The organism is Bacillus sp. SA1-12, from assembly GCF_000981385.1.
Taxonomy (GTDB): domain Bacteria; phylum Bacillota; class Bacilli; order Bacillales; family Bacillaceae; genus Metabacillus.
Genome location: NZ_LATZ01000005.1, coordinates 70,158 through 95,406, shown reverse-complemented (window position 1 = coordinate 95,406; position 25,249 = coordinate 70,158). Strand labels below are relative to the sequence as shown.

At 39.9% G+C, this 25,249-nt stretch carries 21 protein-coding genes; 15 read left to right on the top strand and 6 right to left on the bottom strand.

The window, feature by feature from the left end; translation table 11 throughout:
* Positions 1 to 222: 222 nt before the first annotated feature.
* The 8 genes from WQ54_RS05000 to WQ54_RS04965 all read left to right on the top strand — a co-directional run bounded on the left by WQ54_RS05000 (position 223) and on the right by WQ54_RS04965 (position 12,959).
* On the top strand, positions 223 to 2,337 hold the full coding sequence (locus tag WQ54_RS05000; RefSeq protein ID WP_331435071.1) for a rhamnogalacturonan lyase: 2,115 nt from the start codon (positions 223 to 225) through the stop codon (positions 2,335 to 2,337).
* 113 nt (positions 2,338 to 2,450) lie between these two features.
* Positions 2,451 to 2,843, top strand: coding sequence for a hypothetical protein (locus tag WQ54_RS04995; RefSeq protein ID WP_046512969.1), 393 nt, complete (start codon positions 2,451 to 2,453; stop codon positions 2,841 to 2,843).
* A 470-nt stretch (positions 2,844 to 3,313) separates the two neighbouring features.
* On the top strand, positions 3,314 to 4,840 hold the full coding sequence (locus WQ54_RS04990) for a response regulator transcription factor (RefSeq protein ID WP_046512968.1): 1,527 nt from the start codon (positions 3,314 to 3,316) through the stop codon (positions 4,838 to 4,840).
* 14 nt (positions 4,841 to 4,854) lie between these two features.
* Positions 4,855 to 6,639 (top strand): sensor histidine kinase, encoded by a 1,785-nt coding sequence (locus tag WQ54_RS04985; RefSeq protein WP_046512964.1) that lies wholly within the window; start codon positions 4,855 to 4,857, stop codon positions 6,637 to 6,639.
* Between the two features lie 147 nt (positions 6,640 to 6,786).
* Positions 6,787 to 8,076 (top strand): ABC transporter substrate-binding protein, encoded by a 1,290-nt coding sequence (locus WQ54_RS04980; protein ID WP_046512961.1) that lies wholly within the window; start codon positions 6,787 to 6,789, stop codon positions 8,074 to 8,076.
* Between the two features lie 77 nt (positions 8,077 to 8,153).
* Positions 8,154 to 9,029 (top strand): carbohydrate ABC transporter permease, encoded by an 876-nt coding sequence (locus WQ54_RS04975; protein ID WP_046512958.1) that lies wholly within the window; start codon positions 8,154 to 8,156, stop codon positions 9,027 to 9,029.
* A complete protein-coding gene (locus tag WQ54_RS04970) occupies positions 9,022 to 9,846 on the top strand; it encodes a carbohydrate ABC transporter permease (protein ID WP_046512956.1) in 825 nt (274 codons plus the stop codon). The genes WQ54_RS04975 and WQ54_RS04970 overlap by 8 nt, the downstream gene beginning before the upstream one ends.
* Positions 9,847 to 9,956: 110 nt before the next feature.
* Positions 9,957 to 12,959, top strand: coding sequence for a glycoside hydrolase family 2 TIM barrel-domain containing protein (locus WQ54_RS04965; RefSeq protein ID WP_046512953.1), 3,003 nt, complete (start codon positions 9,957 to 9,959; stop codon positions 12,957 to 12,959).
* 341 nt (positions 12,960 to 13,300) lie between these two features.
* Here WQ54_RS04965 and WQ54_RS04960 read toward each other — a convergent pair whose 3' ends face one another.
* Positions 13,301 to 13,495, bottom strand: a complete 195-nt coding sequence (locus WQ54_RS04960; RefSeq protein ID WP_046512950.1) for an IDEAL domain-containing protein — start codon at positions 13,493 to 13,495, stop codon at positions 13,301 to 13,303.
* A 603-nt stretch (positions 13,496 to 14,098) separates the two neighbouring features.
* On the opposite strand from WQ54_RS04960, the gene WQ54_RS04955 reads away from it, so the two are divergent.
* Entirely contained in the window at positions 14,099 to 14,875 is a 777-nt protein-coding gene (locus tag WQ54_RS04955; RefSeq protein ID WP_046512948.1) for a TerC family protein, read from the top strand.
* A gap of 167 nt (positions 14,876 to 15,042) precedes the next feature.
* On the opposite strand, the gene WQ54_RS04950 is transcribed toward WQ54_RS04955, so the two are convergent.
* The gene (locus tag WQ54_RS04950) at positions 15,043 to 15,480 is read right to left on the bottom strand and encodes an Rrf2 family transcriptional regulator (RefSeq protein ID WP_046512945.1); all 438 of its coding nucleotides are present in this window, start codon (positions 15,478 to 15,480) and stop codon (positions 15,043 to 15,045) included.
* A 196-nt stretch (positions 15,481 to 15,676) separates the two neighbouring features.
* Here WQ54_RS04950 and WQ54_RS04945 point away from each other — a divergent pair, with 196 nt between their 5' ends.
* Positions 15,677 to 16,549 (top strand): SDR family oxidoreductase, encoded by an 873-nt coding sequence (locus tag WQ54_RS04945; RefSeq protein ID WP_046512942.1) that lies wholly within the window; start codon positions 15,677 to 15,679, stop codon positions 16,547 to 16,549.
* 65 nt (positions 16,550 to 16,614) lie between these two features.
* Here the strand turns inward: WQ54_RS04945 and WQ54_RS04940 are convergent, their stop codons facing one another.
* The gene (locus WQ54_RS04940; protein WP_084821834.1) at positions 16,615 to 17,415 is read right to left on the bottom strand and encodes a DUF2935 domain-containing protein; all 801 of its coding nucleotides are present in this window, start codon (positions 17,413 to 17,415) and stop codon (positions 16,615 to 16,617) included.
* 236 nt (positions 17,416 to 17,651) lie between these two features.
* Here WQ54_RS04940 and WQ54_RS04935 point away from each other — a divergent pair, with 236 nt between their 5' ends.
* The 5 genes from WQ54_RS04935 to WQ54_RS04920 all read left to right on the top strand — a co-directional run bounded on the left by WQ54_RS04935 (position 17,652) and on the right by WQ54_RS04920 (position 21,788).
* Entirely contained in the window at positions 17,652 to 18,020 is a 369-nt protein-coding gene (locus tag WQ54_RS04935) for a CotD family spore coat protein (RefSeq protein WP_052737666.1), read from the top strand.
* A 170-nt stretch (positions 18,021 to 18,190) separates the two neighbouring features.
* On the top strand, positions 18,191 to 18,361 hold the full coding sequence (locus WQ54_RS32425; protein ID WP_084821832.1) for an aspartyl-phosphate phosphatase Spo0E family protein: 171 nt from the start codon (positions 18,191 to 18,193) through the stop codon (positions 18,359 to 18,361).
* 134 nt (positions 18,362 to 18,495) lie between these two features.
* Complete coding sequence (locus WQ54_RS04930) at positions 18,496 to 19,704, top strand: beta-ketoacyl synthase N-terminal-like domain-containing protein (RefSeq protein ID WP_046512937.1); 1,209 nt, start codon at positions 18,496 to 18,498, stop codon at positions 19,702 to 19,704.
* Positions 19,705 to 19,708: 4 nt separating this feature from the next.
* Positions 19,709 to 21,139 carry a PAS domain-containing sensor histidine kinase gene (locus tag WQ54_RS04925; protein ID WP_046512934.1) on the top strand — a complete coding sequence of 477 codons (1,431 nt, stop codon included), beginning with the start codon at positions 19,709 to 19,711 and terminating at the stop codon, positions 21,137 to 21,139.
* Positions 21,140 to 21,203: 64 nt separating this feature from the next.
* Complete coding sequence (locus tag WQ54_RS04920) at positions 21,204 to 21,788, top strand: histidine phosphatase family protein (RefSeq protein ID WP_046512932.1); 585 nt, start codon at positions 21,204 to 21,206, stop codon at positions 21,786 to 21,788.
* 742 nt (positions 21,789 to 22,530) lie between these two features.
* Here the strand turns inward: WQ54_RS04920 and WQ54_RS04915 are convergent.
* From WQ54_RS04915 to WQ54_RS04905, 3 genes are read right to left on the bottom strand one after another with little or no spacing between them, the layout of a single operon-like run.
* Complete coding sequence (locus WQ54_RS04915) at positions 22,531 to 24,066, bottom strand: polyamine aminopropyltransferase (protein ID WP_046513214.1); 1,536 nt, start codon at positions 24,064 to 24,066, stop codon at positions 22,531 to 22,533.
* 34 nt (positions 24,067 to 24,100) lie between these two features.
* Positions 24,101 to 24,496, bottom strand: coding sequence for a DUF350 domain-containing protein (locus WQ54_RS04910; RefSeq protein WP_046512929.1), 396 nt, complete (start codon positions 24,494 to 24,496; stop codon positions 24,101 to 24,103).
* Between the two features lie 19 nt (positions 24,497 to 24,515).
* Entirely contained in the window at positions 24,516 to 25,124 is a 609-nt protein-coding gene (locus WQ54_RS04905; protein WP_046512926.1) for a DUF4247 domain-containing protein, read from the bottom strand.
* Positions 25,125 to 25,249 lie beyond the last annotated feature (125 nt).

Genomic DNA, 25,249 nt, shown 5'->3' with positions numbered 1-25,249 from the left:
AAAGTATCATTGTGGGCAAATGAAAAGGTTTTTACGATAAACATAGTATTTCACTTTGATGTGGAATAACGACAAAACATTTGGGAGGGGTAAGAGGTGAAAAGGAAAATAAAGTTTAAACATTGCTTAATGGCTGCCATGCTTGCAAGTGTGTGCTTGCCGCAATCACAGCAAGCGGCAACTGCAGCCGCACCAGCGAGTGAACCGGTGGAAATGCGTCAGATGGAGCATTTGAATCGCGGGCTTGTTGCAGTAAAGACTGAGGAAGGGGTATTTGTCAGCTGGCGACTTTTAGGGACGGAGCCTGCAAAGGTTTCCTTTAATCTATATCGAGATGGGAAAAAGATAAACAAAGATCCAATCGAATCCAGCACGAATTTTCTAGACGTCAAAGGTACCACTGATTCAACGTATGTAGTAAAAGCTGTGATCAATGGAAAAGAACAAGGGAAGTCTGAGAAGGCAAAGGTGTGGGCAAATCAATACAAGGACATTCCGCTGAAAAAGCCTGAAGACGGTGTGACACCGGCAGGAGATGCTTATACATATAGTGCCAATGATGCGAGTGTTGGCGACCTTGATGGAGATGGCGACTATGAGATTGTACTGAAATGGGACCCATCTAATTCAAAGGATAACTCACATAACGGTTATACAGGTGAAGTGTTTGTTGATGCCTATGAGATGGATGGAACGTTTAAGTGGCGAATCGGACTGGGCAAAAACATCCGCGCAGGTGCGCACTATACGCAATTTATGGTATATGACCTTGATGGTGATGGAAAAGCAGAGGTTGCCATGAAAACAGCCGATGGCACAAAAGACGCCGCTGGAAAAGTCATCGGTGATGCTTCGGCAGATTACCGGAATAGCCAAGGGCGCATTCTTGAAGGACCTGAGTTTTTAACCATTTTTGATGGTAATACAGGAAAAGAGCTTGTCACAACGAACTATGAGCCAACAAGGGACAGTGCCGATTGGGGCGATAATTATGGCAACCGCGGCGATCGCTTCCTAGCTGGGATTGCCTACCTAGATGGAAAACAGCCGAGCCTTATTATGGCGCGCGGGTATTACACAAGATCAGTGCTTGTTGCTTATAACTTCCGCGATGGTCAATTAACAAAGCAATGGACATTTGATAGTAATGAACCTGGGAATGAGGCATACTCTGGGCAGGGGAATCATAACTTGAGCATTGCCGATGTGGATGGAGACGGAAAGGACGAAATTATTTATGGAGCAATGGCTGTTGATGATGATGGAACTGGAATTTACACAACAGTGCTGGGCCATGGGGATGCCATGCACCTAGGCGACTTGGATCCGGGCCGCCCGGGCATGGAAGTGTTCCAGGTACATGAAAGCAAAAGCGTAAAATATCATCTCGAATTCCGTGATGCCGATTCCGGTGAAACGCTTTGGGGAGTATTTGAAGGCATTGATGTTGGAAGAGGCGTGGCTGCTGATATTGACCCACGCTATGAGGGTGCTGAGGCATGGGCAGCAGATCCGCCTGGCAATCGCGGCAATGTTTATGGCCTCTACTCAAGTAAAGGGGAAAAAATAAGTGATACTGTTCCTTTATATCCAAATGCAGGTATCTGGTGGGATGGCGATCTTCTTCGTGAGCTGCTGGATCATAAATGGACGGAGCCAGTCGGTGTTGGAACGATCGATAAATGGGATTATGAAAATAATAAAACGATTAATCTCTTAACTGCTGAAGGAACGTATTCAAACAACTATACAAAGGGAAATCCCAGCTTACAAGCAGACTTAATCGGTGACTGGCGTGAGGAAGTCATTTGGCGCACAGAGGACAGCCAAGCATTAAGAATGTATACAACAACAAATGTAACCGAACACCGCATCTACACCTTAATGCATGATCCAGTTTATCGCTTAGGCATTGCTTGGCAAAACGTTGCATATAATCAACCGCCGCATACAAGCTTTTATTTAGGAGCAGGAATGGAAACACCGCCACAGCCCAATATTTATACAACTGTGCCCGCTGATGTCGATGTTAACCCTGAAGTGATTAACCTTAAAGAAAACAAAATAACGGTCACACTGACAGCGAAGCTGGATTATCCACCAACAGCGATTGTTTCTTCAATAGATCAAGAAACAGTAAAAGTGTCCTTGAATCAACAGGAGATCGACGTGAAGATTCTCTCAATCGGTTCAAAACATTTTACCTTTAAAACAACTGCAGCCTCACTAAAGAATGTACTTGGTGAGGAGCAGAAAGAAGCGGGGATCACAATTACCGGTCAATTAACAAATGGCCACCACTTTATTGGAAATGGAACTGTAAACGTTATGCAATAACCTAGATGACTGCCACATATTCTTGAAATAAGAGATGTGGCAGTTTTTTTGCAGACTTTAAGAAAGGTATACTAGCAGTAAATCGATAATTGGAATTTAGAAAGGTTGATGATATGAAGAAATTTGCATACACGAAACGTTTGGCGGTCATTGCTGGTTCGTTAATCATCCTTGGCGCGATCGGATATGGTCTCCTGGCGTTAATTGCGATAGGTTTATCGAACGCGTGGAATACAGAAGGCAGCAGCTCTTCGACTAACAACTGGCTGTTCGTGTTTTTTCTCATTATGCTTTTACTAGGTATCCTCACTGCGGCCGGCTCCTTCTTGCTTAAAAGGAAAGCTTGGAAAGTGGTTTACACTGGATTCTGCCTTATTCTTGGGGTTGGCTTTGTAGCATCTTTTTTTATTTCTTTTGGTGCGTTAGGAGTAATGAGTGAGCTTTTTCTTTTATTTATAGGCGTAGTTTATATGGTGTTGGGCTATTTCGTCAACAAGGAGAAATAATATTATTTGCCCAAATTTTTTCGACAAAAAACAGATTTTTAATATAAAATTTCTACATTTTTACCTAAATTTAACATTGAACGTGCTGTTCTCTTTTATTTTTAGACAAGCTCCGATAAGGTGATCGAGTCGCTGAATAATTGTCCGAAGGCGCTGAAAAGAAGGGCAGATCAGCTGAAAAGCAATCAAAGTCGCTGAAAAAAGCCCCTATCCGCTAATAAGTTAGCCAGCTTCTGATAAGATTGCCCGGGTCTGCCCATCCCAGTCCCAACCAGCCCATCCCCGCCAAAACCACTCGATAATATGTACTAGTCCACTCTTCTTAACAAAAAATCTGTTATAATATGAATATTTAGACACCGTTTTTCGACAAAGTTTTCCATTGTAAAGGCTTTCCTATTATTTGCAGATACTATATCAATCAGGTGTATTGCCACGTTTTCAGTAGATAAAAAAGGGGTGCTAGGCGTGTGAGTGATTTATGTAAGGTGGTCATTGTCGATGATGAACTTTTGATCAGACAAGGGATTAAACACTATATTCAGTGGGAGCAGGAAGGTTTTCAAATTGTCGGAGAGGCATCGAATGGGCAGGAGGCGCTGCAGGTGATTGATTCGGTGAGGCCTCATATTGTGATCACAGATATTGTGATGCCGGTGATGGATGGGGAAGAGCTTACAAAGGTGATAAGAAACCAGTATCCGGATATTGAGGTTATTGTGCTAAGCAGTTTCGGAGAATTTGATTATGTGCGTTCCACCTTTCAACATGGTGTAACAGATTATATTTTAAAGCCAAAATTAGATGGGGATATTCTCTTGAAAACGCTTAATAAAGCAGTGGAGAAGATTCCATCTCTCACGATCAAGAAAAAGGAAAATGATGGCGGGATTTCGATCAAAGCGATGTTGGATAAATGGATGTCAGGGTTTGAAGGGTATGTTGAGGAGTCTGTTGTCAATGAAGCATTTCCTTACTCCCATTACCTCATAATAGGGGTAGATGTGAAAAAGCGGGAAAATTCCTGGCCATCATTAGAAAAAACGATCAGGGATGAGCTGGAAAAGCATGTGCCGCAGTCTGTCAGTTATCTGTTACCTACGCAGGATGGCTGCAAGTCATTACTCGTAAATATGAATGAAGGAAACATTCCAGCTGTTATTGCGTGTATGGAGAGGCTTGCTGCTTCTTATACTCATTTTATATGGGCGGTGAGTGACCGATTCCAAGCCGTACAGGAAGTGAAGCAGATGTATGACAATAGCTTTGTCAGACTGTTAAACCTTGCTTTTTATTTTCCGGAGAAAAATTTCTTCAGGCATGAAGCGATAAAGCAGCAGCCTTCGGCCAGTGAGCCGTTTAACTTAACGGCTTTTACGGAAATGTTTAAGAGAGAGCAGTTTGAAAAGGCGATTGATTATTTGCAGTCACATGTAACCGACATAACGACAACGCATTCGATGAATGTCGCTGAATTTAAACGGTTTTTAAGCAATGTCATTTTTAATATCACCATGCTTTTAAACAATATGGGATTCGATTCTTCGTCCGTGAACCAAAAGAAATTTACTTATTTTTCGGCCATTGAGGGAGCCGAACATGTAGGCGAGGCGGTGGATCAATTACAGCAATTTTTAACAGAGGTCACAGCAATAGTAGGACAAACATCTGAAATTGATCCAAACGTAAAACGAATTCTGGACTATATTGAAGAGCATTATGAAGAACCGCTCACATTAACAGAATTGGCGAAGCAATTTCATTTTAATCCTACGTACCTATCTACTTACTTCAGTACACATATTCATGAAGGGTTCACTGAGTACGTAACTAAGGTACGGATTGAAAAATCAGTTGATCTTCTGCATAATCGCAACATTTCGATCTCAGACATCAGCGGCAAAGTAGGATATTCTGATCACAGTTATTTTTGCAAGGTTTTTAAAAAGCTAAAGGGTATGTCACCGAGCAGTTACAGGAAACAATTTGTTAAGTAGAAAAGAGAGGGAATATGAAGCGCCTTTTAGAACAATTTAATGTCCATGGTTTATTTATCAAAATGTTTTTCGTCATGTTTGTTAGCATTGTTGTGGTATCGATTACAATTACGTATAGTACCATCCGTATGTCCGAGCAGCTGTTTATGAACACCTTTAGCATTACGAATTCGAAAATTATCAATCAGCTTCATCGCAGTATGGATGAGTTTAGCTATTCAGTTGCAGCAGCTGCCAGCAGGGTTCAGGAAAATGGCATTATTAAAAGTTATTTAACCCAAGACAATGCCAATTCATTATCGACGACGAAGCTGTATTATAATACTGATCTGCAAATGGAACAGATTTATTATGCAAATATTGATGATTATAAATTAAGCCTGACCATTACGGGTGAAAATGGGCGTCTCTTTTCAACCAATAGTGCGTATTGGCCGGCAACTGTCAATGAACTGGAAAGAGCTGAGATTACAGAGAATACGTACAAAAAGCCAAAACAGTTATTGTATCAGTTTATTGATAAAGGTGTAATGAACAATTCAGAGCCGATGATTGTTATCACAAAAGCGCTGATGGAGCGGACCGCTGCGAGTATTTATGGTGCGGTCTATATCGCAATCCAGGAATCCGACTTTAAGCAGTTTTATATCCCTTTTACGAGTGAAGGCAATGACATGATCGTGCTTAATTCAGCGGGACAAATTTTTTCCAGCAATCAGTCAAACATGGTTGGTAAAACTTCTGATGAGCTTTTGCAGTATGCAAAGGAGATCACACAAGATGGGGTTGAGTATAAAAATATTGATTTTTTAGGTAAAGATCAACTCATTTTGGCAACGTATCTCCCTAGAATTGATATGTATGTTGTGAATTTGATTGACAAGGAATTAGTAATGGATAACCTTATCAATACAAAAACAATCTTGCTGATCAGTGCGTCCATTGTGCTTATTTCCTTATTGGCTTTCTTCTTAATTTCGAGAAGACTGACAAAATCTTTAACGCTGCTTGTCAAGCAAATTTCGATGATTTCGAAAAATCAATTCGACGGCTATGTCACCGTATCTGGAAGCTCTGAGACAAAAGAGCTTGCTCTTGCGTTTAATTACATGCTTGATGAGCTTCATGACTATATAGAAGAGCTGATGGAATCTCAAAAGAAGCAGCGCAATGCTGAATTGGCAGCATTGCAGCGGCAAATTAATCCGCATTTTCTGTATAATACCCTGGCATCTGTTAAAATCATGGTCCAGCAAGGAAATAAAGAAAAGGCGGCAGAAACCATCAATGCATTAATTTCGCTATTGCAGCATGCTGTGGGGAATGTTAATGAAACAATCACGGTTAAAGAAGAAATCGATAATTTAAAAAGCTATGTGTTTATTAACCAGGTGCGCTATGGGAATCGGATAAATGTTAATTACTTCATCGCACCAGACTGTTTGGATCTGCATTTGCCTAAGCTTGTTATTCAGCCGTTTATTGAAAATGCTTTTTTCCATGGCTTTACGAAAAAACAGGAAGGAACAATTCATATTGCGATTCAAAGAGAAGGCGAAAAGCTGGTGTGTGAAGTTGTCGATAATGGCGATGGGATGGAGATCGATGAACATAACCTGCTGCCAGCATCAAGGAAAAAGAAACTCTTCAGCGGAATTGGCGTTCGCAATGTAAACGATAGGATCAAGCTGCTTTATGGAGAAACCTATGGTGTTTACATTTCAAGTGAAATCGGAGTTGGAACCCATATAAAAATTACCCTTCCTGTCCAAGAATCTAAAGATAATCCTAAAATCTAAAAATAATACCAATGATAATGGCGAAGATTATAGTAAAAACCAAATAAATTGATAAAACTATATAAAGATCGTTCTAACGGTCTTTTTTTCTTGAGTGCTATGATTAATTTAAGAAATGAAACGCTTACAAATAAGGGGGAAACACAAATGAAAAAGGTATTACTACTATTGGTAGCAGCTATTTTCTTTTTATCTGCTTGTACATCACCAAATGAGTCTGATACAACAGGTGACAAGGGAGGAGCAGAAAGCAATGAAGTGACAATTTGGGCATGGGACCCAAAATTTAATATTGCGGCATTAGAGGTTGCAAAAGAAATTTATGAGAAAGAAAATCCAGATGTCAAAATTAATATTGTGGAAAATGCGCAACAGGATATTGTCCAAAAATTAAATACAGGCTTAAGCTCTGGAACAACAAATGGACTTCCTTCGATTGTTTTAATTGAAGATTATCGCGCACAAAGCTTTTTGAAAGCGTACCCAGATTCGTTTTATGAATTAACAGATGTTTTCAATAAAGATGATTTTGCTGAGTATAAAGTAACGGCAACAAGTATAGACGGAAAACAATACGGCTTACCATTTGATACTGGTGTAACAGGTCTTTATGTACGTACAGATTATCTTCAAGAGGCAGGATATACAGTTGAAGACCTTCAGGGTATTACTTGGAAGGAATATATTGAAATCGGTAAAAAAGTAAAAGAAGCAACTGGAAAGCATATGCTTACAATTGACCCGAACGATCTTGGCTTTATCCGTGTCATGATTCAAACAGCAGGTTCTTGGTACTTAGGAGAAGATGGTGTAACACCGACTCTTGCTGGCAACGAAGATATTAAAGAAGCATTTGGCATCTACAAAGAAATGGTCGATGCAGATATTGTGAAACCAAACTCTGACTGGAGTCAGTTTGTTGCAAGCTTTAACAACGGAGATGTGGCATCGATTCCAACAGGAAACTGGATTACACCTTCTGTAAAAGCAGAAGCATCTCAATCAGGTAAATGGGCTGTTGTTCCAATTCCTAAATTATCAGCAGAAGGTGCTGTAAACGCTTCAAATCTTGGCGGAAGCTCATGGTACGTTTTAAATGGCCCAAATGCTGAGAAAGCAGCTGATTTCTTAGGAAAAACATTTGGTTCCAATGAAGAGCTTTACAAACGACTTGTGACTGAAATTGGTGCAATCGGAACGTACAAGCCGGCTGCAGAAACTGAGGAATACAAAGCAGCAGATGAGTTCTTCGGCGGTCAAAAGATTGTGTCAGATTTTGCAAAATGGACAGAAGAAATCAAGGGATTGAATTACGGTATGCACACGTATGCTGTTGAAGATATTTTAAAAGTTGAGATGCAAAACTACCTAAATGGGAAAGACATTGATGATGTGCTGAAGGATGCTCAAGCACAAGCAGAAGCACAGCTTAAATAAGGAATTAAATACATCCCCGTTCTGGTAAAACAAGCTTAAGAACGGGGATGTTCATTTCTTAACAGGGAGTGAAATAGATGAGCAGTAAACTGAAACATACAGTCATTGGTTGGTCATTCATTGGAATTTCAGTCATCATGATTTGTGCATTTTACTTTTATCCAATGATACAGGCCCTTATTTTATCGTTCCAATCTGGGGCGGGAACGAATTTACAGTTTGTTGGCATTCAAAATTATCAACGTCTTTTGACTGATTCTACTTTTATTACCGCTGTAAAAAACACCTTTATTTATCTCATTATTCAAGTGCCAATTATGATTGTTTTGGCGTTGTTTTTATCCGTACTATTAAATGACCGCACGTTAAAATGGAAGGGGATTTACAGAACGGCAATCTTCTTGCCTGCTGTGACATCGCTTGTCGGTTATTCCGTTATTTTTAAATATTTATTTGCACCTGAAGGATTAGTGAATACGTTACTGCTAAAAGTTGGCTTTATTCCAGAGGCGATAAACTGGCTGGGTGATCCGTTCTGGGCGAAGGTCACGATTATTCTGGCGATTACATGGCGCTGGACTGGGTATAATATGATCTTTTATTTATCGGCTCTTCAAAACGTCGATCAATCGATTTATGAAGCAGCAAAAATTGATGGCGCTTCCGCTTGGCATCAATTTTTCAAGATTACAATCCCGATGTTAAAGCCAATTATCTTGTTCACATCGATCACATCAACGATCGGAACGCTGCAATTGTTTGATGAAGTAATGAATATTACAAAAGGCGGACCTGGTGATGCGACGACAACGATTTCGCAATACATTTACAATCTGTCGTTTAAATATACGCCAGACTTTGGATATGCCGCGACCGTTTCTTACTTTATTGTAATTATGATCGTCCTTCTCTCTATTATTCAATTTAAAGTGGCAGGTGATCGAAATGATTAAATTGAAACGAATCTTTATGTATGTTTTTTTAACCATTGCAGCCATCATCTCAGTGTTTCCGCTCTTTTGGATGGTCATCAGCGCAACGAATCAATCTGTTGATGTAACTAGAGGCAGACTGCTTCCCGGAGCACACACAATTGAGAACTTAACTGCGCTATTAAATAGTGTTGATCTTATGACAGCTCTTGCAAATTCGGCTAAAATTTCCATTACAACAACGATCTTATCTATGCTGATTGCATCATTAGCGGGATACGGATTTGAAATCTATAAAAGCAAAGCAAAGGATGTTGTGTTTACGATCTTATTGCTGTCCATGATGATTCCATTTGCATCATTGATGGTACCGTTATACCGCATGTTTGGTTCGATTTCTCAAACCATGCCGGCGATTGGGATCAATACGTTGTCAGCTGTTGTTTTACCAACAATGACAACCGCATTTTTAATCTTTTTCTTCCGGCAAAACACGAAGATGTTCCCGAAAGAGCTTGTAGAAGCAGGGCGAATTGACGGATTAAGCGAGCTTGGTGTTTTCTTCCGCATTTATGTGCCGACGATGAAAACAACATATGCAGCCGCAGCGATCATTACCTTTATGGCGAGCTGGAATAACTATTTATGGCCGTTGGTAGTGCTTCAATCACCAGATAAAATGACCATTCCATTGCTGATTTCGAATCTGGGCTCAAGCTATTCACCAGATTACGGAATCATTATGATGGCACTTGTTATTGCAACACTCCCAACCGCACTGATCTTCTTCTTAATGCAAAAGCACTTTGTAGCAGGAATGATGGGATCTGTGAAGTAATTTAACATAAGGACAAAGAAGTGAGGGGACTGATTATTTTTCGTCACCTCCTTCTTTGTGACAAAAATAACATGAAGCCAATTCAATAAAGAAAGAGAAGTGAAACTGATATGACGACACCTACTGAAAAATGGCTGACAGATTTAAATGTGTTTGCGGTCAATCGAATTCCAGCCCATTCCGATCACTTATACTATGAGACAGTTCAAGAGGCGAGAGAGCGCCTTCCAATGAAATGGAGACATAGTCTGAATGGCAGCTGGAAATTTTCATATGCGGTGAATCCGGAGACGAGGGCAAAATCGTTTTATCAAGCAGATTTTGACTGCAGCGGCTGGAATACGATTCAAGTGCCGGGGCACATTCAACTGCAAGGTTTCGGAAATCCGCAATATGTAAACACTATGTACCCATGGGATGGGGTTACACATGTGCGGCCGCCGGAAATTCCAGAGAGTTTTAATCCAGTTGGCAGCTATGTGAAAACATTTACGGTGCCAACTAACATGGTGAATAAACCATTATTTATTTCTTTCCAAGGTGTTGAATCTGCGTTTTATGTCTGGCTGAACGGCCAATTTGTCGGATATAGTGAAGACAGCTTTACCCCTGCGGAATTTGATTTATCATCATATGTTAAGGATGGGGAAAATAAGCTGGCGGTTGAGGTGTATCAACGAAGTACGGGAAGCTGGCTTGAGGATCAGGATTTCTGGCGCTTTTCCGGAATATTCCGTGACGTGTATTTATATACAGTGCCTGAGATTCATGTGCAGAATCTTCACATTCGCACAGAGCTGGATGATTCGTTTGAAAGAGCCGTTTTATTTGTTGATACAAAACTATCTGCCGATATCATCTTGAAACTGGAAGATGCAGAGGGAAAAACAGTAGCCGAAGGAGTAGCTGATCCGGCTGGCGCATGTCAGCTATCACTTGATCACCCGCATCTTTGGAGTGCTGAATCACCTTATTTATACAAGTTGTTTATTTCCGTTTTCGACGCTTCCGGTAAGCTGGTGGAAGTCATTCCGCAAAGGGTTGGCTTCAGAAGATTTGAAATGAAAAATAAGGTCATGCATTTGAATGGCAAACGAATTGTCTTCAAGGGCGTTAACCGACATGAATTCAACTGCCGACGCGGCCGTGCTGTCACAAAAGAGGATATGCTATGGGATATTAAAACTATGAAGCAAAATAACATCAATGCCGTACGGACTTCACATTATCCAAATCAAACCGAGTGGTATGAGCTTTGTGATGAATATGGACTCTATGTCATCGATGAGATGAATTTAGAAACACATGGATCATGGCAAAAGTTGGGTGCCGTTGAGCCGTCATGGAATGTTCCAGGAAACAAACCTGAATGGGAAGCAATTGTAATGGACCGTGCAATCTCTATGGTTGAGCGGGATAAAAATCATCCTTCAATTCTGATTTGGTCTTGCGGAAATGAATCCTATGCCGGCGAAGTGATTTTAAATGTCTCCAAATACTTCAAATCAGTAGATCCAGGTCGTCTCGTTCACTATGAAGGGGTTTTCTATGATCGTGATTACAATGAAACAAGTGATATGGAAAGCCGTATGTACGCAAAGCCTGCTGATATTATCGAATATTTAGAGGATAATCCGGATAAGCCGTATATCAGCTGTGAATATATCCATGCAATGGGCAATTCACTTGGCGGTATGCACAAGTACACAGACCTTGAAGCAAAATACCCGATGTATCAAGGCGGGTTCATTTGGGACTTCATTGACCAGTCGCTGATCAAAAAGGATCGTTATGGCAATGAATATCAAGCATATGGCGGAGATTTTGGAGACCGTCCGACAGATTATAACTTCTGCGGGAATGGAATTGTTTATGCAGACCGCAGACTGTCGCCAAAAATGCAGGAAGTTAAGTTTTTATATCAAAACATCAAGCTAATCCCTGACCAGAAGGGCGTTCTTGTAAAAAATGAACAGCTTTTCGAGGGTACGGGAGCTTATACGCTAAAATGCAAGGTTTATCATGAAGGAAAAGAAGTGTTTAAGAAAACGTTTGAGCTTGATGTTGCTGCGCAAGAAGAAACATATATAGCCCTTGATTTGCCTAAGTTTGAAGAGGCTGGAGAATATGCGATCCATACCTCGCTTCATTTAAAAGAAAAAACAATCTGGGCAGACCAAGGCCATGAGGTTGCATTTGGACAATTTATTTATGAAGCGGAAAAAGTGGAAGCACTGCCTGCAGTGAAGGATTCAGCGTTCCATGTTGTTCATGGCGATGTCAATATTGGCGTTCATGGCAGAGATTTTAGTGTGTTATTTTCAAGGGCTCAAGGAACACTTGTATCGTTAAACTATGATGGAAACGAAATGATTGCCGCGCCGCCTTACCCACTGTTCTGGCGGGCAATGACCGATAATGACAAAGGGAATCATTTCGCATTTGATTCACATGGCTGGTACACTTCAAGCTTATTCAGAAAATGCACAGCGATTGATATTGATGAACAAACGGAAAAAGTCACTGTTTCCTTTAAATACGAACTTCCAATCAGCAAAGACGTTCAAGTCGTCACAGCTTACACGGTTTATCCAAATGGTCATATTCATGTGTACTATTCGTATGCTGGCGCAAGCAAGTTGCCTGATTTACCAATCCATGCATTGTCATTTAAACTATCAGCTGATTACAATCAGTTAACATGGTATGCACAAGGACCGGAAGAGAACTATGAGGACCGCGCAAATGGAGCAAGACTTGGCATCTTTAAAAACAAAGCAGAGGATAATGTCTCTGCGTACCTGGTTCCGCAGGAATCAGGCAGCCGCACAGGCGTCCGTTATGTGAAAATTGCCGATGGAATTGAAAAAGGCATCAAAATAGCCTATAAAGAAAAACCATTCCAGTGTAACGTCTCTCCTTACACTGCATTTGAACTCGAAAACGCCGCTCACCATTATGAGCTGCCAAACGTCCACTACACAGTGGTAACAATTGCAGGCCGCCACATGGGCGTAGGCGGCGACGACAGCTGGGGCGCCCCAGTACACGAAGAATACCACATCAAAGCGGATCAGAATTTTCAATTTGAATTTGTGATTCAGCCTTTGTAAGTGATATGAAATTGACCTCTTCCTTGATTGGAAGGGGTTTTTTTAATTGGATTGATGGGATTAGGGGATTGGATCAAGGGAGTGAATCTTGAACGGGGATATGCGAATAACGCAGAGGAAATTGCATGACACGCCGATAATTGAATCACTTGCCGCGAGATGAGCAGAAAAAAGGCAGTGATTGAACCACGAATGGAAAGATTGAATCACAAATCACAATAATCGAATCACCACAATAATGGAGCCGCTTAGTTCCCTAATCATGTCTAACCGATAATAACCAAACAAAAAGCCCCTATCTAAAATCAAGTTAGATAAGGGCTCCTATATGTTATGATGATTTAAGATATACTCTTTAATTCCTCTGTTAATCGTAAAAATTCATGTTTGTTTTTGTCTCGCAAGGATTCGTCGATTTTCTTTTGGATCGTTTCTTTTCGGAAATCAAGCAGAGCTTTGTCTAACACCATTTCAGCTAATAGGGCATCCGTCACGTTACCTTCAGTGTTTGGTGAATGAAGCAAATTCTTTTCCATAAAAATCAACTCCTAGACCTTTTTTCTATTATACTATCCATTTTCGGACTTTTCAAAACATTTGTATTGGAAATTTCATACAAATCCTTCTTTTGCTGCTGCTACAGTAAAAATGAAATGTCTCAAGGTGGATTTTTCGTGGTTAAGGAGATGTTCCAGCTGCAGGAAAGCCTTTAAAAAAGTAATTGACAACATTACGGTTTGTTCATTATATTAAAAATATAAATTTATATCGTTCTCCTAAAGGGGAGTAGCTTTTACAGCAAAGTCGTCATTTCAGAGGTTTCAAATCTCTCGGCTTTGTTGGCAACGAATTTGTTGTTAGCAAGACCTTTGCCATTGGTAAAGGTCTTTTATTGTCTTAAAAACCTTTGCCATATTTGGCAAAGGTTTTTTTATGCTCTGATGGAGGACTTAAATGAAGGAGAGAAGACAAATGAAAAGAGTATGTGTTGATTCATAGTAAATGGTTTAACTTAGGCTGGTGTCAAATTAGGGCTCAGTGGGACTAACTCAAACTCAAAGGATTTTTTTCGGCTTTCAAGACAGTCATTATTGGTTAACCAGGAAACATTACTATTGAAATTAAAGGAGGATTATTTATTGGAACTTTCTATGTTATTTGAATATGGATGGGTATTGTTACTATTGGTGGCCCTCGAAGGATTGCTGGCTGCGGATAATGCATTAGTATTAGCCATTATGGTGAAGCATCTTCCTGAAAAGGAAAGAAAACGAGCACTCTTTTACGGACTTGCAGGTGCCTTTGTCTTCCGATTTGCTTCATTATTTATCATTTCATTTCTTGTCGGCGTGTGGCAAGTTCAAGCAATAGGTGCGTTATATTTGTTATTTATCGCTATCAATCATATTTTGAGGAAAACTCTCCTTAAAAAGAAGGATGAAAACCACGCAGAAAAAGAAAAAAAGAAGGCGGGCTTTTGGGGAACGGTTATCAAAGTAGAATTGGCAGACATTGCGTTTGCGATTGACTCGATCTTAGCTGCTGTAGCCCTCGCGGTGACATTGCCGAACACAAATCTTCCGCAGATTGGCGGAATGGATGGCGGAAAGTTCCTCGTCATTTTTGCAGGAGGAATCATTGGCTTGATCATCATGCGTTTTGCTGCTAACTTCTTTGTAAAGCTGCTCAATGAGAGACCAGGTCTTGAAATTGCTGCATTTGCGATTGTCGGCTGGGTTGGTGTAAAGCTTGCAGTCTTAACCTTAGGACATCCAGATGTCGGAGTTATTTCATATGAATTTGCCCATTCAAAAGAGTGGAAGCTTATCTTCTACACTGTCTTAATTGGAATTGCAGCAGCAGGCTGGTTCTTGAATAAAGAAAAGAGTGAAAAGCAAAAAATACATGCTGAGTAAACCTCTTTCATAAAGAGAGTATTGAATCGATTTAAAACCTAACATCTAGGTCATACTGCCATTTTTACTAGAATAGAAGATAAAGTGAATCTAGTCCAAATCAGGTACCATTTCAAACCAAGGTTTGAGATGGTACTTTCTTTTAAGGAGTAGAAAACGAAGATTTTTTATTGATCAGCTTTTTCCTTTTCAACAAGATCCTTTACCACTTCTTCAAGGGTAACACTTTTCAATGATTTCTCTAATGCCAATTGAGCGGTTGTCAATAGGGGCTCTATTGTATCTTGGATGTTTCTTCCAACAGGGCAAGCGGGATTTGGTTCCTCATGTACACTAAACAATTCCTTTTCTTTTACAACATTAACGGCTTTATACACGTCTAGCAATGTAATATGAGACAAGTCTCTGGCTAGTTTAGCTCCGGCAATACCAGGATGTACTTCAACTAACCCTTCTTTTTTTAGCATCCCCATAATTTTTCTAATGACAGCTGGATTTGTGTTTACACTTCCAGCTAAATAGTCGGATGAGTTTATTCCTTCTTTATTTATCTCCAAAAGAGCAAGGATGTGAATTCCAACAGAAAATCTGCTGCTTATCGACATGCCAATCACCTACCTATGCTAAACGTTTTATCATGTATTTCATTCTATTGCAAATGTATTATACCTTAAAGTGAAGCTCAAAATTAACAGAAGTGTTGACAAAAACGTTAAATGTAACTATTATGGTTACAGGTAATCGAAAAAGTTACAACCGATTCAAAGGATAATCATAAAAAAGATATTGGAGGAATGGATAATGAAAATGCTTGTAACAGGTGCAACAGGAAAATTGGGAACGAAAATAGTAGAGACGCTGTTAAAAACAGTACCAGCGAATCAACTTGCTGTCAGTGTGCGCAATCCAGAGAAGGCAGAAGGATTTCGCGTTCAAGGTGTAGAAGTTCGCCAAGGAGATTTTGACCGTCCTGATACACTGGATTCAGCCTTTGCTGGTATTGACCGCTTGCTCATTATATCTGCTGATGGGGACAATGAAACAAGAATCAGACAGCATACGGATGCAGTAGCAGCTGCAGAGCGTGCCGGGGTAAAATTCATAGCTTATACAAGTATCGGGAATGCAAGTGAAAGCACGATGTTCCTTGCCCCGCCGCACATTGCGGCCGAGGAGGCCATTTTGAAAACAGGCATTCCTTATTCCTTCTTGCGTAATAACTGGTACTTGGAAAATGAAATCTCAAGCATTCAAGGTGTCCTTGAGGGAGCCCCTTGGGTGACATCTGCGGGGAGCGGCAAGGTAGGCTGGGCACTGCAGCAAGATTATGCAGAGGCTGCGGCAGCCGTATTATCCGGAACGGGACATGAAAATACCATCTACGAACTATCTGGCAAGCCAATGACACAAGAAGAATTTGCATCTGCTCTCGGCAAAGTATTGGGTAAGGAAGTCCCTGTACAGCAGGTTGATGATGCTGTTTATGCAGACATCATGAAAGGTGCAGGAGTACCTGAATTCCTTCTTCCGTTTCTTGTAGACATCCAAAAAGGGATTCGGGCTGGTGCCTTGGAAATTGAAAGCCATGATTTCGAAAAGCTTATCGGACGTCCAGCTACGCCAATCAGCAAAGCCCTGCCGCTAATTGTAAAGGAAATCTCACAAATAAAATAATGGTACACAACCTAAAACCGGCCTTTCTAAAAGCGGAGAGGCCGGTTTTTACCTATGATTCTATTCTATTGACCCTGCTGTTGTGTAAGATGTGCTTCAAACATATCAATGATTTCAAGAAATCTCGAAGCTTCACGGAATGTATGGTCAGCAAGCAGAGGATGTATATTGCTTTTAATCCTGCATGCCTCAATTAAGTCTCTTGCTGTCTTTTTAAAATCACGTAAAGAAACGACCGAAACCCGGTTTTGATCCAGGAATTGATCTAAGAGTGGAGCTGTTTCCGATTGTGGGCGCATGGAGTCTAAATCAATTGCTTGATATAATAGCTGGTCAAAATCATGGCTAAACTCACGGGCTTGCTCAACTAATTTTCTTTCAGAAGGATCAAGAAGATGGCCAATAAACTTGGCATGGTCAGCCATAATTTTAAGAAAGAAGACATTTTCTTTAATGATGGCTTCAGGCAAAGGCTTCAGCTTGCCCTCATTTAATTCCTTTAAACGATTTGCAAAATAAGCTGCTTCCCGACTAACATGATCAACTAATAAGGCAAAGTTATTTGATCTGATTTCACAACGTAAAATGAGGCCAAGTACCTTTCGTTTATAAGCCCAAATGGCAACAACTGCCTGATAAACCCGATTATTAAACTGTCGGATTTGATCAGGGTCCGAATCTGCTGAAAACCCGCTAAGCTGCTGTTCAATCCTTTCAAATAAAGCAATAAATTGTTTCGCTTCCTCCACCAGCATCCTGTCATCGTCATGGTCAAATCCTAAGCTTAAAAATAAAGCATGCTCCTTCATAATCCTTGACCAGAAACGAATTTCATCTAAGGACCTGCTTACAAATAGATTTGTCATCCTCCCACCCCTGTGGTTAGTTATTGATATCATTGTCATGTTATTCCATTAAATGATTAAATATGTGTCTACTTAAAAATGAAATTTAGAGAGTGACTGTTTGAGAGAACTGATGAATTCATTCCATATTCTATTAATCAAATAGTATATTTTTGCTATTTTAGTTTTTTAAACTAAAACAATCTATCAATTTTTACATAACTTATAGTGTAAGGCATATGAAAGGGGACAATTTCATGGGACGTTCATTTAGAAAAAAGAAAAAGAAAGTCTTTAATGATGCATGTAATAAAATTGGAATGCGACCTGCACAAGCTAATGACGCCGTTAATAAAATTGTAGTTCGACCTGCACAGGTTAAAGAAATCGTTGATCCAGTTCAAAATATCGTTAAGACGATTATTCGCCCGCAAGTAGTAAGACATATTCACCCAACAAATATTTTAAATATTGATAGAGAAGCGATTAGAATCGAACACTTCTTCCCAGTAAATGAAGAGTTTTTAAATGAAAGAGTAGTTGAGGAATTAAATTGTGGAGATGATATGGAATATCCACAATGCAAACCTTTAAATAAAAATAAAAAGAAGAAAAAATATTACTAAACTACTATAATGCCTTACGCTTGAGCATCCTTTACGGATGCTTTTTTTATGGAATGAACTAGCACTAGTGTTACTGTTTTATATTAGGTACATATAAAATGTAAAAAATAGTAAAATACCGGCCGGTTGATGGTATAATTTAATAATTACTTGCTATAATGGGGTGTGTCATGAACCTTTTTCAGTTGCAAAAGGAAATTCGATGTTTACAGGAGCATCTATATCGAATCGGAAAAGATAGAGATAGCTATTCTGAGGGTGAAGTGTTAAAGGTTAGCCAGCAGCTGGACCAAAAAATTTTAATCTATCAAAAACAGATGCGAAGACTAGCGAATAAGTAAGATGAATAGATTCTTTTCTAATAGAGCGTTTTCGAAAATATCCTATGATTTCATAGATGAATTCTTATTCCGAAGATTTATCTTCAATAGCTTATACAAATTCTAGTGGTATTGCGGGTAAAAGGGTGGTCGGCTTGAAAGATAAAATAGTTGTCACTGGTTATGGGGTTAAAGCGCCGAAATCAGCGAATATTGTACAGTTTACTCATCATTTGAAAAAGGGGACATGCTGTTTAGACGTTGTTACAAACCTCTTGCCTAATGGGGACGCAATGATTATTGGCCGTATTGAAGAGGGTTTAGAAGAATATGAGTCAGATACCCGTTTTAAACGGTTTCCAAGAGTGACTCTTTTGGGAATGGCTGCGGGAATGGAAGCAGTAAAGCATGCAAAGCTGTCCCATCTATCCGATCTAAAAGTTGGACTTTTTGTAGGAGTTTCAGTAGGGGCAATTGGTGATAATATATTTGGTGGGTCCATTATCGAAATAAACAATGGAAATCTACGAAATGTACCTGTTACGTTTTCTCATTTTGCTAATTATCACAGCATTACCTCCGCGATTGGTCACTATTTAGGGATAAAAGGAATCACGAAAACGATCACCACTGGTTGTACGTCCAGCTTGGAAGCAATACAGGATGCGATTGTTTATTTAAAGAGCGGGATGATCGATGCAGCGGTAGTTGGTGGTTCTGATAGTGTGCTAAATGAAATAGCTGCATACGGATTTGCTAAAACAAAATCGATCACGATTAATCAAGGATTAGATGATGGAGCTGTCCCATTTAGCGAAAAGAGCAAGGGCTTTGCGATCTCCGAAGGGGCAGGATTTTTAATACTGGAAAGAGAAGCGGACGCATTAAAACGAAATGTGAAAATCATAGGCGAGATCGAACAGGTTGTTTCAAATAATGATGGTGTTTTTCTTTATTCCATTGATAAAACAGGAACTCAAATGATACATGCATTAAAGGAAGTAACAAATGGGAGAAAGCCGGATTACGTCAATAGCCAGGCATTAGGCTGGAAGGTAAATGATCGGATCGAGGAATTGGCTTCGAAAGAATTATTTGATCATTGTGTCCCGTATTCATCGATAAAAAGTATGATTGGAAATCCTTATGGTGCTACTGGTGTGTTGCAGGTTATTTCCTCCTTCATAAGTATAACTCAAGGATTTATCCCTCCAACGATTCGTACCCAAAAAGATGGCTTTGAAGCAATGAATATTGTCACCGAACCGCTGTATCAGGAGGTTAACGAGGTAGCCATTACCAATCATGGTCATGGAGGCAATAATGCTTGTGCGTATGTAAAAAGATATAACTACAGTGGGTGATAGAGTGATCATTGCATTTTTAATCGCTATTATCGGGATTATTCCGATCGTTTTAGCGATTTCTGTTTTAAAGCTATATAGAGGCTCTGAATTGGCCGTTCCTTTACTGCTTTATATGGTTTCCGTTAGTTTTTGGCAATTAGATATTGCGGTTCTCTATTTACAGGATACCTTTTCTGAGGAATTGATTTTATGGTTATTTAGAGTGTTTAGAGCGGGACCGACCTTTTTGGTGCCTTTAGTTTACTATGTATCCTATATTATTGTAAAAAAGCATTCCACCTATCCTAAGAGTAAGGTAGTCAATCGTTTGCTTTACTGGATCTATAATAGGTATGTATTAATTTGTTTATTAGTTTGGAGTGCGGTGGTCTATGGCATCAATATGACGAAGCTTGGCATCAGCGGTTTGCAAGTCATAAAGGTCGTAAACTCGAATACTTATTTATATTTCCCGGAATACGGGCCGCTGCAATTTTTGTATATTATCCATATTGTCAGCTTTATTCTTTTTTTCGTTGTTTCATTTTTCATTTCGAAAAGTTTTCAGAATAAATTTTTTAGAGAGTTTATTGCTACCTTTTTCTTTTGTTCTTTTTTCTTATTTGCAACAGGGTTATTAAACTTTATTCCCGTCAGTGGCGCGTTATTTAGTAGTTTGGGCATCATTATTTTCTCTGTCATTATTATTTTTTCATTTGTTAAAATGAATACGGTGATGACCGTCAACTATAATCGCTTACTTGAACGGCAAAAAAAATTAGACTATACAGGAAATTTGACCGGCAGTTTAGTTCATGAGGTAAAGAATTCACTAGTGATTATTAAAGGATATTCAAAGCTGTTGAGTGAACTAACATCCTTGCCCTCACAAGGGAAAAAAATGAATGAAATGATTCAAACCGCAGCAAAACAAATAGATGATTTAACGGTTAATTACACGAAATATATTGAGCATAAATCGATTGAATACAAATTTGCCGACCTGAATGAGACGATTGATCAAGCGATCAAATTAACCGCTGAACTGACAACAGATCACTCAGTGAATGTCCTTTTCGAAAGGAAATATAAAACCATAAAGGCCTATTTAAATGAAACCAATATGAAACAAGTATTTGTAAACCTCATTAAAAATAGCACAGAAGCTATTCCGGCTGAACGAACAAACCGAAAGATAACGATCAGAACGAACATCGAAGCTGATAAAATCGTTATCGATGTTTTAGATACTGGTCAAGGAATCCCATTCGAAAACCTGGATACCATCTTTGACCCTTTCACCTCCTACAAAGATGGAGGAGTGGGCTTAGGACTTCCATATGTAAAAAAAATTATTTTTGAACATCGCGGAGAAATAAAGGTTGTTGAAAGTTGTCCTGAAGGAACACATTTTCAAATAACCTTGCCGCAGTTTGTCTTTAGTGATTTTTAATGCAAAAAAGGGGACCATCCCCGGCTAAGAAATATCCGCAAATCATTAGAGAGGGGGAGGAAAATTGACTTCAATATGTATTATCAGACATGGAGAAACAGATTGGAATGCGATCGGAAAGCTGCAAGGCAGGACAGATATTCCTTTAAATGAGACAGGTATTTTTCAGGCTGAGGAATGTGCTGAGTTTGTAAAGGATTTTCAGTGGGATGTGATTGTCACAAGCCCGCTGAAGCGAGCAAAGCAAACAGCTGAGATCATTCAAAGAAAAATCGATATTCCCTTAATAGAAATGGAAGAGTTTGTTGAAAAGGGCTTTGGAAAAGTGGAAGGATTGACGTTACAGGAAAGGGTAGCGGCATACCCAGATGGAAATTATCCAGATGAAGAAAGTGATTTGTCCATAACGGCACGCGTAATGGCAGGGATCCAGAAAATAAATGAAGCATACAAGGATAAAAAAGTCCTATTAGTAGCCCACGGAGTCGTGATCAATATGATTCTAGATTCTCTATCAAATGGAGAAATAAGTTCGGCGAAAACAAGACTTATCAATGCATGTATTAGTAATATTTCTTTCCAGGAGGAAAAGTGGAAGATCAAAGATTACAACCAAGTTACTCATCTATCAAAATATCTTGAAGTATAATTGAAGAGCCAATCCTGATGTGAAAATCCTTTTAAGTCTAGCAATCAGTTCAGTTGATCCACGAGTTCTAAAATAATAGCATGATGCGTTTATTGGCTGTGGGGAGTGGGTCCTTGATTAGTGCTGCTCTAAGCTAAAACACCCGGTGAAATGAAGAAAAGTGTCTCTGATCGGGCTTCTCAAGGACAAAAGACGTAGTGAATGGAAGGAAAGTGTCTTTGATCGGGCTCCTCAAGTCCAAAACACTCCTGAAATGAAAGAAAGTGTCCGTGATCAGGCTCCTCAAGGACAAAAGACGTAGTGAATGGAAAGAAAGTGTCCCTGATGAGGCTCCTCAAGGACAAAAGACGTAGTGAATGGAAAGAAAGTGTCCCTGATGAGGCTCCTCAAGGCCAAAACACTCGATGAAATGAAAGAAAGTGTCCGTGATCAGGCTTCTCAAGGCTAAAACACTCAATGAATTGGTGAAAAGAGTCCCTGATGAGGCTCCTCAAGGCCAAAACACACAATAAATTGAAGAAAAGTGTCCGTGATCAGGCTCTCAAGTCAAAAACACTCAATAAATTAAAAATATCTGTCCATCGTCATAGACGTAACTTAATGGCAGTTCAAAGCTTAAATTTAATAACATTAGAAAATGACGTGTGATAGTCCACACGTCATTTTCTAATGTCAATTTATTGATATGAACTATAAAACAGTACCTATCATTGCATGTGTATGGCTTTCTAAAATCCATTCGCTAATAATTCCTCCACGCCTTCTCATATTTCTCAATAATTGTCGGGCGGGTTAGTGTATTTGTTTCGATAGGAACGGTGTTGCCTTTTTCGTCTGTGATTTCTTGGTCAATATCCTTGCCGAATGTGGTCAGTCCCTTGAGTCCTTCTGTCGTAAGGAATTTGGTTTCGACGCCAATGACTGCTTCGTCTAGGTTGACTGCTTCTCTTTTTGCTAAAATAAAGCCCCAGTCGCCGAAGCTTGGAACATCGACGTGCAGGTTGGCGGTTTTCAGGTTGGCTGCTTGGACGGTTTGGTTAATTGACCAGTATACCTCAGTTGCAAAGGTCGGGCTTGTTGCTTGGATCATGATTGAGCCGCCTGGTGTTAAATGATTCCTTAGCAGCTGATAAAATTCAAGGGTATACAGCTTACTAAGCGATTCATTATTTGGGTCAGGCAGATCGACGAGTAACACATCATAAAAGCCCGGATTATTTTTAAGAAATTGAAAGGCATCCTCATTTTTGACGTGTACCCGCTTGTCCTCAAAGGCATGTTCATTGAGGGATGCAATGTCCCGGTTGTTTTTTCCGAGTTCCACAACCTTTGGATCAAGGTCAACGAGTGTCATGGATTCGACTTCCTCATATTTTTGCAATTCCCTAAGAGCCAATCCGTCGCCCCCACCGAGAATGAGGATGTTTTTCTTTGATTCTGCAGTTGTCATTGCAGGGTGGACCAGTGTTTCATGGTAGCGATATTCATCACTTGAACTAAACTGCAGCTGGCCATCAAGAAATAAACGCAAATCGCCTTGCTCCTTGGTTAGAATAATTTGCTGGTACTCGCTGCGTTCGGTATAAATAATGGGATCCCGGTATAGTTTTTGTTCAAAGGAAAACGCAGTTTCCTCTCCAAACAGCACGCCAGCTGTCAGCAAGATGAAAATTGCCATCCCGGCAGAAAAATGGCGTTTGAATCCTTTGATTTCGTTTTTAAAATAAAACAGAACCCAAATCGCTATGCCAACATTGATCATTGCCACTAAAAATGCTGTTTTCACAAGACCGAATTCTGGTCTGAGCAGGTAGACGAACAGCAGACCGCCAATTAAGCCCCCGGCATAATCTGAAAACAGTACTTTCGCCGTGCTTTTTTTCACCGTAACGCCAATTTCATTTGCTTTTCTGATTAAAATGGGCAGCTCCACTCCTGTTAACGCCCCGACAATTAACGTAATTGCGTATAGAAAGAAGGCATCCATACCAGAACTTAAAAAAGCTGAAACACCAAAGAGCAAAAAGGTCGAGAAGCCGGCAATGATGCCGATTAAATATTCAATCCAAACAAATGAAAGAATCAATTTCTTTGTCACTTTTTCACTGATTGATGCGCCGATGCCCATTCCGGTAAGGAAAAGAGAGATAGTGAGAGTATATTGTTTGACCCCGTCACCAAGCAGATAGGATCCCGCAGCCCCGAATAATACCTCAAAGATAATGCCGCATACAGATACGATCCCTGATGCCCAGTAAATCGCTTTGCTTTTTTTCATAGAATCTTCGATCACGAAATGGTCGACTCCATTCTTATGTAATGGATGCACCGATCACGAACGCCAGGCCGATCGATACACATATGCTGATAATTCCGACAGAAATATTTCCCTTTTTTAACTGGTCCTCAACTGAGAATTTTCTTGTAAAAAGCTCAAATAACAAATAAGCAACCATTTGCAGAAGGATACCGAAAGCCCCCCAAATAATCGTGTCCATTACACTGGCACTATGGTAGATGGAGAATGCGAGAATGATGCATATCCCAACGATTTTACCTCCGATTGAAAGAGAAACTGCATGATTTCCGTTTAACACTTCATCCCAGTCTTTATACTTCCTTGTTAACATTTCAAAAATGACCAATCCAACGATTACGATCGCAATCGCGATAATAAAATAAATTGCCGTTAAAATAAATGGCTCCATCTCATTTCATCCCTTCTTCTTATTTTCCGGTTCCTGGTCCGCCGCCGCGAACAGAGGAGGTTCCGCCTCTGACTGTTGAATTCCCGCCAGATTTATACCAGCCGCCAGACGATTGATAGCCCCTATAACAATCGTCATTATTTTTGTAGCATTTGGATTGCTGTCTTTTTCTCCAATCGTCAACGTCCAGCACACTATCTAATAGCCAAAAAGCAAAGAGACCATTAAAAAAACTAGGGTTGTAATTGTTACGAACAAAGTTGTATGTAGAAATTTCAACTAATGTATGCTCAGGGTTATCCTGGTTCTTCGTTAAAATAACAAATGAATCCTGATAGATGAGGACCTGCTTATCATCCTTTTTTTCGCTGACCTCGCGAGGCTTCTCATATGCTTGCAAGTCAGCGGCAACCTTATCGATCGACTTGTTTTCTGCCAGGTAAATCTCAGAAATTTCATTAGACCCTTGCTGGCTTGATACCACATCTTGAAGGACATAATTTGTTTCAATAAATTCCGCAATGCCATCTTTAAAAAGTGATCCGCCGGTCGGCCCTTGAGGTCCGACTGCACATGCTGAGAGCAAGAGAACAAAACAAAGCATAACTAAAAGAAGCGACTTTTTCATGTACTCACCTTCTTTCTCTTACAATCCATTGATCCCAATCTTAACGGGCAGTAAACCCCACTTCTAACAAGTAAGAAGTTATGTGGGGAATGACTGCCCGTAAAGTCCGACGAAGGATTGTTGCC